Annotated in this window: 9 protein-coding genes; 4 read left to right on the forward strand and 5 right to left on the reverse strand. The window is 65.5% G+C overall.

Going from position 1 to position 11983, the window contains the following annotated elements; all coding sequences use genetic code 11:
* Positions 1 to 102: 102 nt before the first annotated feature.
* Together ABDW49_RS12735 and ABDW49_RS12740 are read right to left on the reverse strand one after the other, a co-directional pair.
* A complete protein-coding gene (locus ABDW49_RS12735; RefSeq protein WP_343612350.1) occupies positions 103 to 888 on the reverse strand; it encodes an SDR family NAD(P)-dependent oxidoreductase in 786 nt (261 codons plus the stop codon).
* A gap of 82 nt (positions 889 to 970) precedes the next feature.
* Positions 971 to 1636, reverse strand: coding sequence for a 2-dehydro-3-deoxy-6-phosphogalactonate aldolase (locus tag ABDW49_RS12740; protein WP_343612352.1), 666 nt, complete (start codon positions 1634 to 1636; stop codon positions 971 to 973).
* A 163-nt stretch (positions 1637 to 1799) separates the two neighbouring features.
* Here ABDW49_RS12740 and ABDW49_RS12745 point away from each other — a divergent pair, with 163 nt between their 5' ends.
* Positions 1800 to 2255, forward strand: coding sequence for a MarR family transcriptional regulator (locus tag ABDW49_RS12745; RefSeq protein ID WP_343612354.1), 456 nt, complete (start codon positions 1800 to 1802; stop codon positions 2253 to 2255).
* Positions 2256 to 2590: 335 nt separating this feature from the next.
* Here ABDW49_RS12745 and ABDW49_RS12750 read toward each other — a convergent pair whose 3' ends face one another.
* The 3 genes from ABDW49_RS12750 to ABDW49_RS12760 all read right to left on the reverse strand — a co-directional run bounded on the left by ABDW49_RS12750 (position 2591) and on the right by ABDW49_RS12760 (position 6095).
* The gene (locus ABDW49_RS12750; protein ID WP_343612355.1) at positions 2591 to 3751 is read right to left on the reverse strand and encodes a pyridoxal phosphate-dependent aminotransferase; all 1161 of its coding nucleotides are present in this window, start codon (positions 3749 to 3751) and stop codon (positions 2591 to 2593) included.
* Positions 3752 to 3941: 190 nt separating this feature from the next.
* A complete protein-coding gene (locus tag ABDW49_RS12755; RefSeq protein ID WP_343612356.1) occupies positions 3942 to 5324 on the reverse strand; it encodes an ATP-binding protein in 1383 nt (460 codons plus the stop codon).
* A gap of 6 nt (positions 5325 to 5330) precedes the next feature.
* Complete coding sequence (locus tag ABDW49_RS12760) at positions 5331 to 6095, reverse strand: response regulator transcription factor (RefSeq protein WP_343612358.1); 765 nt, start codon at positions 6093 to 6095, stop codon at positions 5331 to 5333.
* Positions 6096 to 6342: 247 nt separating this feature from the next.
* On the opposite strand from ABDW49_RS12760, the gene ABDW49_RS12765 reads away from it, so the two are divergent.
* Genes ABDW49_RS12765 through ABDW49_RS12775 form a run of 3 tightly spaced genes read left to right on the forward strand, consistent with a single transcriptional unit; the run spans position 6343 to position 11940 of the window.
* Positions 6343 to 7401 (forward strand): efflux RND transporter periplasmic adaptor subunit, encoded by a 1059-nt coding sequence (locus ABDW49_RS12765; protein WP_343614275.1) that lies wholly within the window; start codon positions 6343 to 6345, stop codon positions 7399 to 7401.
* A 4-nt stretch (positions 7402 to 7405) separates the two neighbouring features.
* Positions 7406 to 10540 carry an efflux RND transporter permease subunit gene (locus tag ABDW49_RS12770; protein WP_343612359.1) on the forward strand — a complete coding sequence of 1045 codons (3135 nt, stop codon included), beginning with the start codon at positions 7406 to 7408 and terminating at the stop codon, positions 10538 to 10540.
* Positions 10537 to 11940, forward strand: coding sequence for an efflux transporter outer membrane subunit (locus tag ABDW49_RS12775; RefSeq protein WP_343612360.1), 1404 nt, complete (start codon positions 10537 to 10539; stop codon positions 11938 to 11940). Before ABDW49_RS12770 ends, ABDW49_RS12775 begins: the two co-directional genes overlap by 4 nt.
* Positions 11941 to 11983: the final 43 nt, after the last annotated feature.

The following is an 11983-nucleotide window of genomic DNA, read 5'->3' on the forward strand; positions in this document are numbered from 1 at the left end:
CGCATCCGCAGGCGCGCCATCCCCAGGCGCGCCCCGGATCACCCCTGCCATAGCATCACACCGGCCGCCATGGGGCGAATACCGCCCGCTGGCCTTGCGCGATCAGGCGCCGCTGCGCGAGATGGCGAAGGGGCCAAACGCCTGCTGCACCGGCATGATCTCGATGGTGTTGACGTTGAGATGCGCGGGCAGGCGCAGCACCGCCTCGGCTGTATCGACCACATCCTCGGCAGAGAGCGGCTTCATGTTCTCATAGACCTTGGCCGCCGCGCCATCGTCGCCACGGAAGCGCACCTGCGAAAACTCGGTCTCGCAGGCCCCCGGCTCCAGCGAGGTGACGCGGATCGGCGTCCCCAGCAGATCGGCGCGCAGATTGAGCGAGAACTGGCGCACAAAGGCCTTGGTGGCGCCGTAAACATTGCCACCCGGATAGGGATAATTGGCCGCCACCGAGCTGAGGTTGATGACGTCGCCGCGCCCGCGCTCCACCATGCCGGGCAGCACCGCATGGGCGATGCGCACCAGACCAGTGATGTTGGTCTCGATCATCGTCTCCCATTCGGCCAGATCGGCGCGCTGCGCGGGCTCCAGCCCCAGCGCGAGACCGGCATTGTTGAACAGGATGTCGATGGCCTGAAACGCTTGCGGAAGAGCGGCGATCAGCTTGTGGCCCGCATCGGCCTCACGCAGGTCGAGCGGCACGGCCAGCAGGCGATCGCCACCCTCGGCTTTCAGGGCCTCCAGCCGCTCCACCCGGCGCCCGGTGGCGATCACCCGCCCGCCCGCGCCCAGCACGCGCCGCGCCATGGCCTGGCCGAAGCCCGAGGTGGCGCCGGTCACCAGCGCGATGCGGCCTTCGGCCCAAGTGTTGGACGAGGTGCTGGGCATGGGAAACTCCTTGAGACATCAGATCAGGAACGAGGACGCAGGACGCGCCATCGCGGAAAAGCCGCCAACCGGCAGTCCGGTGTCAGGCCTGGGGCGTGGTTTCAACAACCAGCCCCCGCGCCTCACGCGACGCGGCGACAAAAGCACGGGCAATCGCGCCGACATCGCCTGCGCTGCGCCCCGGACGATAGAGCGCCGAGCCAAGCCCCGCGCCATCAGCGCCCGCCGCGAACCAGTCGGAGATGTTGTCCACCGCCACGCCGCCAACCGCGAGAAGAGGAGTATCGATGGGAAGAACCGCGCGCAAGGCCTTGATATAGGACGGGCCCACGCCCTCCGCCGGAAACAGCTTCAAGCCGGTCGCCCCGGCATCGAGCGCGGCAAAAGCCTCGCTGGCGGTGAAGAAGCCCGGCAGGCTGACCATGCCCGCCTCGACACTGGCCGCGATCACATCGGTATCGACATTGGGCGAGACGATCAGGCGCCCACCGGCCTCATGCACATGCGCCACCTGGCGCCGCGTCAGCACCGTGCCCGCGCCGATCAGCACCTGAGGACCGAAACGCCGCGCCAGACGGCCAATCGACTCATAGGGATCGGGCGAGTTGAGCGGCACCTCGATCATGCTGAAACCTGCCTCGACCAGTTGCTCGCCCACGGCTTCCACCTCTTCGGGGCGCACACCGCGCAGGATCGCCACCAGCGGGCAATGGGCCATGGCTGCGGAGAGATCGGCAATCGCACTCATCGGGTACACTCCATCGCAAGGGCTGACGCAGCGGCTCTAATAGGCCCGGCATGGAAATGCCACCATCTCCATGCGCGTAATCATGGCGATATCGCGCCGAAACGACCATGGCGCCCGGCAACCTCCGCCTTGCAATTCAATCGCACTCGATTATATTGCGAGGATGGACAACAAGAGTACCCCTGTCGCCGCCGGAGCGCTGGATGATTTCATCTGCTTCTCGATCTACTCGACCGGGCTGGCGATGAACCGCTTTTACAAACCCCTGCTCGACAGGCTGGGGCTGACCTATCTGCAATATCTGCTGCTGGTGCTGCTGCGCGACAAGGACGGGCAGACCGTCAGCGAGATCGGCGAGCAACTGTTTCTGGAATCCTCGACGCTGACACCGCTGATCAAGCGGATGGAAGCCGCCGGGCACCTCAGCCGCCGCCGCGACAGCAAGGATGAGCGCGTGGTGCGTGTGTCGCTCACCGATCAGGGCCGCGATCTGGCTCAGCAAGCGGCGTGCATTCCGGGTGAGGTGTTTAAAGGGCTGGGCATGTCGGTGGAGGATATCCGCGAGATGGACGGCGCCTTGAAGGTGTTGCGCAAGCGGATGTTCGATCAGGCGAAGTAACAGAAAAAGGTGAATGCGAGGGTGTTACACCCTCGCGCTCCCGGGTTTTGTCAGCCTTGGCGCTTCGGGTTCGGCCTTAAGGAAGGTCGCCGCGCCGCAGGCAATTATTCCCCATGCTTCCTGCCTGCGGCGCTCAGGTGGAGAGGTCAGGCACAAGGATCGGGCGCCACTGCCCCATCGCCGGAAGACGTCATGGGAGCGCGAGGGGATAATCCCCTCGCATCTTCCTTCTTACCTCCCTTAAAACAAAGGAAAGGCGCCCGGTCCCGAAGAACCGAACGCCTTTCCCGCTCTCATCCGGCTGTCGGAGATCACGCCCCTCAAGCCGGGCCCTCTCAAGCCTTGTAGGTCTTTTCCACGGCAGCGCGGAAGTTGGCCATGTCCTGAGCCGAACCCACCGTGATACGCGAGGTCGTCGGCCAGATCGGCCAGTTGCGGCCGATCTGCACCTGCTGCGTCAGCAGGGCCGTCTGCATTTCCTTGGCGGGCTTCTTCCAGTTCACCATGAACATGTTGGCTTCGGCGCCGGGGTGATATTCGATGCCCTTCTTGCCGAGCCAGGCGAGAGTTTCCTCGCGGTTGGCGATCATCTCGTTACGGCGGGCCTTGATCAGGCCGGCCTCGGTGTAGACCGCCGCGCCGCAGGCCATGGCGGTGATCGAGATGCCGCCCGAAACGGCGTTGTAGAGGGCGATCTTCTGCTGCACTTCGGGCGCCGCGAAGGTCAGGCCCAGGCGGATGCCCGCCATGCCGAACAGCTTCGAGAAGGTGCGCATCACGATGAGGTCCTTGCGGTTGCCAAGGAGCTTCAGAGCGGAAGGCGCTTCCGAGAAGTGGATGTAGGCTTCGTCAACCAGCACCATGGACCCTGCGGGCTTGTTGTCGAGCAGCCACTGGATGTCGGCCAGCGAGGTGACCGTGCCGGTGGGGTTGTTGGGGGTGCAGATGTAGTAGAGGCCGGCGTTGGGGTTCGAAGCCAGCATGGCCTTCACATCGGCGCCCTTGCCGATCGTCTGCGGAGCCTTGGCAAGCGGGGCGCCCAGATAGGCCGCCGTGCGCCAGGCCGACTCGAAGGTGGGATCAACGGTGACCAGACCCTTGGTGGGCGAGCAGAAAGCCGCCACGATGCTGACCAGCGGGCCACCCGAACCGGGCCAGATGCGGACGACGGACTCAGGCACGCCCTCGGTCGAGGCGACGGTGGTGATCAGCTTGTCCTTGAGGTCATCCGGGTCATAGCGGTTGCCCGAAGCGGCGTATTTGGCAATGGCCTGCACGCCCGAGGCGAAGGGGCCGGTCCAGCATTCGTTGGCGCCGATGATCGTGCCGCCCTTGAGCGAGCGGGCGGCCTGCTGCTGGGCCTCGGCGGTGCCGATGAAAGCGGTGGGCGAAGCGGCGGCGGCGCCGAGCAGGGCGGCGATCTTGCCGAAGTTGCGACGCGAGAAACCGCGATCGATCAGATCCTGCTGCGCGTTTTCCTGGAGTGACACGACCATGTTTGTCCCCTTCTGCCGGCCCATGCCAGCGTGCTGAATGTGCTGAACGCTCCCGCCCGATGCCTGCCTTGAAACAGGCGGAGGCCGGGGTCCCCCTTCCAGAAAGATGGCTACAGGCTGAACGCGGCTTTGGGCATACGTCAGATCACCCCCCTCCAGGGCGAGCAAAACCCCCTGATTGACTAGGATTTCAGATCCCGTCCGAGGTGCCGTCGATGGGGAAAGCCAGCAGCGCGACCAGCCCTCCGCCGGGCCGGTTGGCCAGGGTCAGCGTGGCACCAAAGCCGCGCGCCTGGGTCCGCGCGATGGTGAGGCCGATGCCGGTGCCGCCGGTGGAGCGCGAGCGGCTGGTTTCGCCACGCACGAAAGGTTCGAACATTTCCGCGATGCGCTCGGGCGGGATGCCGGGGCCGCTGTCGGCGACCGAAATCTCGACATGGCGGTCGTTGAGGCTGCAACTGACCTGCGCCTCGCCGCCATATTTGATGGCATTGCTCACCAGATTTTCCAGACAGCGGGTCAGCGCATCGGGCTTGATCCAGGCCGACACATCGCAATGCCCGGCCAGAAACACCGGCGCGCCCATTTCGGCATGATCCTCGACCAGGCTGGTGACCAGCGAGTCGATGTCCACCATCGACCATTGCTCGCGGTTTTCGGTGCTGCGGGCCAGATCGAGCCCGTCGCGCACCAGCGACTGCATCGCCGCCAGATCCGCGACCAGCCTTTCGCGCAGCGCCCCCTCCTCCACCTGTTCAAGGCGCAGGCGCAGGCGGGTGATCGGCGTCTGCAGATCATGCGCGATGGCGGCCAGAATATGGGTGCGCTCACGAAAGCCGTCGCGCACGCGCTGCTGCATCAGGTTGAAGGTTTCCAGCGCCACGCGCACTTCGCCCGGACCGGTCACCGGGATCGCCTCGGGATCGCTGGAGAGCGAGAAACGCTGCGCAGAGTGGGTCAGGCGGCGCAGCGGCACGGTGGTCAGCCGCGCTGCCCATAGGGAAATCAGCGCGCTGGCCATCACGATCAGGAACAGATAGATCGGATCGAGCGAGCCATTGTGCGGGATCTGCAGCGCGAAGAGGTCGATGGTGACCAGCCGCCGCACCCCGCGCGCGTCGGTGAAGCCGACCTGCCAGCAGTCGATGTCGATCTTGCCCTTCACGCCGGCGATGCTGTTCTGGTCCACATAGGACTCGGCAAAGCATGAGTTGGTGATGTGCTTGACGGTCACGCCCGCCTGCTCGCCCATGCCCTGCTTCAGCATGTCGATCAGCCGGGGGTCGGCATCGCCCAGCACGACGGCAGGCATGGCGTTGCGCACGCCGAACAGCTCGCGCGCGTCGAGCTGTCGCTGGGTAACCTGGGGGTTATGGGCAAAGCGGTTGGCGATGTCGGCGGTGCTGGCCACCACGCGCTCAAGCTGGAGATGCTGGAGCGCGAGAATACGCAGATGCTCGGCCACGAACAGCGAGGCGATCGAGGCGCTGGCGATGCCCAGCATCAGCAACAGCGCAATACGCCCGGCCAGCGAGGCCGCAAAATCACGCCACAGGCGCGCCAATGCCCTCACAGGCTTTCACTCATAGGTGACATTGGCCGCCAGCACATAGCCCTCGCTGCGCACGGTGATGATCAGATCCGCCCCGCCCGGCTCGGCGGACAGCTTCTGACGCAACCGGCTGATCTGCAGGTCGATCGAACGGTCGAAGGCCACGGTCGCCTTGCGTTCGGGCGAGAGCGCCTCGCGCCCCAGCACCTGATTGGGCGCCTCGATCATCCGCGAGAGCAGGCGATATTCCGCCGAGGAGAGCATCACCAGCCGCCCGTCGCGCGTCACCAGACGGCGCAGCAGCAGGTCCAGCTTCCACGGCCCCAACTGGGCGAAACGGGCATTGCGCGGGCGAAGCTCCCCCTGCGCGCCATTGTCGCCCCCGCCGCCGTGGCCGCCCACCCGGCGGATAAGGTTGCGCACGCGGGCCAACAGCTCGCGCGGCTCGAAAGGCTTGGTCAGATAGTCGTCGGCGCCCAGCTCCAGCCCCAGCACGCGGTCGATTGCGCCATCGCGCGCGGTGACCATGATGATGGCATCGGTATAGCCGCGCGAACGCAGGTCGCGGCACAGGCTCAGCCCGTCGCCGTCGGGCAGGTTGAGGTCCAGCACCACCACATCGGCCGGCTCCTTGCCCAGCGCGGCAAGCGTCTCGGTCACGCTGCCTGCGGCGCGCACCGCAAAGCCCTCGCGCTCAAGCTGGCCGATCATCAGCTCGCGGATGTCGGTGTCGTCATCGACCACCAGAACATGGCCGTTATTAAGGCAGGACGAGGCGGAAGGCTGGTTCATTCGCTTGGCCTTATCCCTCCCCCGTGTGCTTGTCCAACCCGTGACAAGGGGCCCGTACATTCCGATACAAAGACCTACGATGAGGTACCGAAAGACACGTTGAAAGCACAAATTCATACCCAAAAACTTCTGGCTTGTTGCAGCGCAAAAGAGCATTTGCTCTCCATGCCTCTTTTCGCCCCCCGTTCGCCCGCCCGCATGGTCTCCCCCCTGGCCATTCTGACCGTTCTGGCCGCCTGTTCCGGCCATCAGGCTCCCCCCCACCCGCCCCCCGACGGATGTCGGCTATGTCGAGCTGCAGGGCACGCAGGCCGCGCTCAGCACCGAGCTGACCGGGCGCATCACCGCCACCACCACCTCTGACGTGCGCCCCCAGGTCGACGGCATCATCCGCGAGCGCCTGTTCAAGGAAGGCAGCGATGTGAAGGCCGGTCAGGCGCTGTATGTGATCGATGCGCGCTCCTACCGCGCCTCGCGCGATCAGATCGCCGCGCAGATCGAAAGCGCCAAGGCCAATCTGGTCACCGCCCAGAACAAGGCCGACCGCTATCGCAAGCTGAGTGACAACCAGGCCGTGTCCAAGCAGGACATCGACGATGCCATCGCCGCGGCGGGCACGGCCCGCGCCTCGCTTCACCAGTATGAGGCCAATCTGCGCGCCGCCAACCTCAATCTGGAATACACCAAGGTGCTGGCGCCGATCTCGGGCCGCATCGGGCGTTCCTCGGTGACGGTGGGCGCGCTGGTGCAGGCCTCGCAGACCACGGCGCTGGCCACCATCACCCAGCTCGACCCGATCTATGTCGACATCACCCAGTCGAGCGCCCAACTGCTGGCCCTGCGCAAGCAGCTCGCCAATGGCAGCGTGCTGCCCGCCAGCGCCACCGTGCATCTCAAGCTGGAGGATGGCAGCGACTATCCCTATGCCGGCACCATCGAGTTCAGCGAAGTGAGCGTGGATGAAAACGCCGGCACCGTCGTGCTGCGTGCCCGCATCCCCAACCCGCAGCGCATTCTGCTGCCCGGCATGTTCGTGCGGATCGAGACGCCGCAGGGCATCGTCCCCAACGCCGTGATGGCGCCGCAGCAGGGCATCATCCGCGACACCAAGGGCGATCCCTATGCTCTGGTGGTCGATGCGCAGAACAAGGTCGTGCAGCGCAAGATCAAGCCCGTGAAGGCCGTCGGCAACATGTGGGTCGTCTCCGAAGGGCTCAAGCCCGGCGACCATCTGATCGTGCAGGGCACCGACAAGGCGCTTCCGGGCGCCACGGTGAAGCCCACGCTCGTGAAGATCGGGGGTTGATCCCATGAGTATCAGTCGTTTCTTCATCGACAGGCCGATCTTTGCATGGGTGGTGGCGATCGCCATCATGCTGGCGGGCATCGGTGCGATCCTGTCGCTGCCCATCGAGCAGTATCCCGACGTCTCTCCGCCCGAGATCGCCATCACCGCGACCTATCCGGGCGCCTCGGCCGAGACGCTGGAATCCAGCGTCACCCAGATCATCGAGCAGCAGCTCACCGGCGTCGACAATCTGCTGTACTTCTCTTCCACCTCCTCGGCCTCGGGTCAGGCGACGATCACCGTCACCTTCGCCAAGGGCACCAACCCGGATACGGCGCAGGTGCAGGTGCAGAACAAGGTGCAGCAGGCCACATCGCGCCTGCCCACCGAAGTGCAGCAGCGCGGCGTGACCGTCACCAAGGCCGCCGCCGACTTCCTGATGGTGGTCGCCCTCTATGACGAGAGCAACCGCGCCGATTCCTCGGACATCGGCGACTATCTGGTCAGCCACATCAACGACGAGATCGGCCGCGTGAACGGCGTGGGCCAGACCCAGGTCTTCGGCGCGCAATATGCCATGCGCGTCTGGCTGGACCCGACCAAGCTGGCCGCGCGCAAGCTGATGCCCTCGGACGTCACCGCCGCCATCGCCGCCCAGAACGTCGAGGTTTCGGCAGGCCAGATCGGCCAGCTCCCCGCCGTCAGGGGCCAGGCGATCAACGCCGTGGTCAAGGCCAAGTCGCGCCTGCAGACCCCCGAGCAGTTCAACAACATCGTCGTCAAGACTCTGACCGACGGCTCGATCGTGCGCCTGTCGGATGTCGCCCGCGCCGAGCTGGGGCCAGAGGATTACGGCTTCTCGGCCCGCCTCAACGGCCATCCCGCCGCCGGTCTTGCCGTGCAGCTTGCCGCCGGGGCCGACGCCATCAAGACCGCCGCCGCTGTCCGCGCCAAGGTGGAGCAGCTCTCCAAGGGCATGCCCTCGGGCTATACGGTGGCCTATCCGGTCGACAGCACCACCTTCGTGAAAACCTCGATCCATGAGGTGATCGAGACGCTGGTGATCGCCATCCTGCTGGTGGTCGCGGTGATGTATCTCTTCCTGCAGAGCTGGCGCGCCACGCTGGTGCCCGCCATCGCGGTGCCGGTGGTGCTGCTGGGCACCTTCGGCATCCTTGCCGCCTTCGGCTATTCGGTCAACACGCTGACGATGTTCGGCATGGTGCTGGCCATCGGCCTGCTGGTCGACGACGCCATCGTGGTGGTCGAGAATGTCGAGCGCCTGATGACCGAAAAGGGCCTCAATCCGCGCGAGGCCACCATCGAGTCGATGGACGAGATCGGCTCGGCGCTGGTGGGCATCGCGCTGGTGCTCTCGGCGGTGCTGCTGCCGATGGCCTTCTTTGGCGGATCGACCGGCGTGATCTATCGCCAGTTCTCGGTGACCATCGTTTCGGCGATGATGCTCTCGGTGATCGTCGCGCTGGTGCTCTCGCCCGCGCTGTGCGCCACCATGCTCAAGGGCGGTGACCACGATCCGCTTCACCGTACCGGCATGTTCGGCACCTTCAACCGCTGGCTGGACGCCAAGACCACCTCCTATCTGGGCAAGGTCGAAAGCGTGATCGCCCGCCGGGCCCTGCATCTGGGCGTGTTTGCCGCCATTGTGGTGGCGATGGCGCTGCTCTTCACCCGCCTGCCCACCGGCTTCCTGCCCGATGAGGATCAGGGCATGGCCATGGTCATGTTCCAGCTCCCCCCCGGCGCCACGGACGAGCGGGCGCAGAAGGTCGGCGACCAGATCCAGGCCTTCTACATGGGTGACGAGAAGAAGAACGTCGCTCAGGCCATGGTCGTCAACGGCTTCAGCTTCAACGGTCAGGGCCAGAATGCGGGCATGGGCTTTGTCGCCCTGGCGCCCTTCGATGATCGTACCAGCAGCAAGGACTCGGTCGGCTCGATTAACAAGCGGGCGATGATGGAGTTCAGCAAGATCCGCGATGCCACGGTCTTCCCGCTGGCACCCCCGGCCATTCGCGGCCTGGGCCAGTCGAGCGGCTTCACCTTCGAGCTGCTCAACAGTGCCAACCTCGATCGTGCCACCTTCGAGGAGCTGCGCGACAAGCTGATCGCCGCGGCCAATGCCGATCCCAAGCTGGCGCAGGTGCGCGCCGCCACGCTGGTCGATGCCCCGCAGCTGCGCATCAACATCGACGAGGCCAAGCTGGCCGTGCTGGGCCTGAGCGAAAGCGACGTGAACAATGTGCTGACCACCGCCTGGGGCAGCAACTACGTCAATGACTTCGTGGATCGCGGCCGTGTGAAGCGCGTCTATGTGCAGGGCGATTCCGCCGCGCGCATGCTGCCCGAGGACATCGAGAAATGGTATGTCCGTTCCAGCACCAACGGCAATATGGTGCCCTTCTCGGCCTTTGCCACCACCAAGTGGGAGAACGGCCCGAACATCGTGTCGCGCTTCAACGGCCAGTCGGCCTATGAGATCGACGGCAGCGCGGGCGCTGGCGTCAGCTCGGGCGAGGCGATGAAGGAAATCGTCGCGCTTCAGCAGAAGATCGCGCCGGAGCTGACCTATGCCTGGTCCTCGCTGTCCTATCAGCAGAACGAGTCCTCGGGTCAGGCGCCTTACCTCTATGCGCTCTCGGTGCTGGTGGTGTTCCTGTGCCTTGCCGCGCTCTATGAAAGCTGGTCGGTGCCGCTGGCCGTGCTGATGGTGCTGCCTCTGGGCATCATCGGCGCCGTGCTGTCGGTGACGGTCCGGGGCTTGCAGAACGACATCTATTTCCAGGTCGGTCTGCTCACCACCATCGGTCTGGCGGCCAAGAACGCGATCCTGATCGTGGAATTTGCCGAAGCCTCGCGCCGCGAAGGGCAGGACATGCTGCATGCCGTGCTCGAAGCGGCCAGACTGCGCCTGCGCCCGATCCTGATGACCTCGATCGCGTTCATCGCGGGCGTCTTCCCGCTGGTGATCGCCAGCGGCGTGGGCGCGGAAAGCCGGATCGAGATCGGCACCGCCGTTGCGGGCGGCATGATCACCGCCACGGTGCTGGCGATCTTCTACGTCCCCCTGTTCTTCATGGTGATCGGCAAGCTGTTCCATGCTTCCGACAGCGAAACTCCGAGCGAGACCGCATGATGCGCGCGTTTAACATGAGAGGCCCCGCCTTCTCCCTGTCGCTGGCCGCCTTGCTGCTTTCGGGCTGCAACATGGCGCCCAAATATGTCCGCCCCACCGCCCCGGTGGCCGAGCAATGGCCGACGGGCGCGGCCTATCCCGCGCCGGATCAGGACGCCAAAGCAGGCCTGACCTGGCAGCAGTTGATCAACAACCCCAAGCTGCAGCAGGTCATCACCCAGATGCTGGCCAACAACCGCGACTTGCGCGCGGCAGTGGCCAATGTCGTGGCGGCGCGTGCGCAATATCGCGCCGACCGTGCGGGCATCTTCCCCACCATCGGCGCCACCGCCTCGGGCAGCCGCACCGGCGGCAGCAGCGCGGCCAATGCCATCAGCGGCTACAATGCCGTCAACATCGGCATCTCCTCCTTCGAGATCGACCTGTGGGGACGGCTGCGCAATCAGGCCAGCGCGGGTTTCGAGACTTATCTCTCGACCCAGTCGGGCATGCGCTCGACCAAGCTGAGCCTGGTGCAGGAAACCGCTCTGGCCTATGTCACGCTGGCCTCGGATGAGGATCTGCTGGCCATCGCCAAGGACACCGCCACCAGCGCCAAACGCAGTCTGGACCTGACGCAATCGCTGCTCGATGCCGGGCTTGGCAATGCGGTCGATGTGGAAACCGCGCGCACCGTGCTGGCCACCGCGCAATCGGATATGGCCAGCGCCACCACGCAGGTGGCGCAGGACCGCAATGCGCTCGATCTGCTGGTGGGCGGCCATGTCGATGAGGCGCTTCTGCCCACATCGCTGTCCGATGTCGATGGCAGCATCGCGCTGGTTCCGGCGGGGCTTTCCTCGCAGGTGCTGCTCCAGCGCCCCGATGTGGTCGAGGCCGAGCATACTCTGAAGGGTGCCAATTTCAGCATTGGCGCTGCCCGCGCGGCCTTCTTCCCGACGATCAGCCTGACGGCGACGGGCGGCTTTGCCAGCACGGCGTTGGCCCATCTGTTCCAATCGGGCTCGAAGGGCTGGACGGTGCAGCCCACCGCCTCGCTGCCGCTGATCGGTGGCACGCGCTTTGCCGATCTGGCCAAGGCCAGGGCGACGCGGGATGCCAATGTCGCCCAGTATGAAAAGGCGGTGCAGACCGCCTTCCGCGACGTGTCCGATGCCCTCGCCCGGCGCGGCACCATCGACGACCAGCGCGCCGCCCAGAGCCGTCTGGTCGGCGCCGCGCAGAAGAGCCTGACGCTGTCCGATGCGCAATATCAGGCCGGGACACTGGCCTATATCAATGTGTTGACGGCCCAGCGCACGCTCTATTCTTCGCGCCAGAGCCAGGTGGCGGCCACGCTGGCCGATCTGTCGAACCGCCTGTCGCTCTACACCGCGATCGGCGCCGACGAGACGCTGTAAGCCAGCCACAATCGGCCACAAAAAAGGGGCGGAAGGTTCATGG

Source organism: Novosphingobium sp., assembly GCF_039595395.1.
Classification (GTDB): domain Bacteria; phylum Pseudomonadota; class Alphaproteobacteria; order Sphingomonadales; family Sphingomonadaceae; genus Novosphingobium.

Coding starts and splice junctions, on each gene's coding strand:
- ABDW49_RS12735 (WP_343612350.1), bottom strand. CDS start 888: ATGCCCAGCACCTCGTCCAACACTTGGGCCGAAGGCCGCATCGCGCTG.
- ABDW49_RS12740 (WP_343612352.1), bottom strand. CDS start 1,636: ATGAGTGCGATTGCCGATCTCTCCGCAGCCATGGCCCATTGCCCGCTG.
- ABDW49_RS12745 (WP_343612354.1), top strand. CDS start 1,800: ATGGACAACAAGAGTACCCCTGTCGCCGCCGGAGCGCTGGATGATTTC.
- ABDW49_RS12750 (WP_343612355.1), bottom strand. CDS start 3,751: ATGGTCGTGTCACTCCAGGAAAACGCGCAGCAGGATCTGATCGATCGC.
- ABDW49_RS12760 (WP_343612358.1), bottom strand. CDS start 6,095: ATGAACCAGCCTTCCGCCTCGTCCTGCCTTAATAACGGCCATGTTCTG.
- ABDW49_RS12770 (WP_343612359.1), top strand. CDS start 7,406: ATGAGTATCAGTCGTTTCTTCATCGACAGGCCGATCTTTGCATGGGTG.
- ABDW49_RS12775 (WP_343612360.1), top strand. CDS start 10,537: ATGATGCGCGCGTTTAACATGAGAGGCCCCGCCTTCTCCCTGTCGCTG.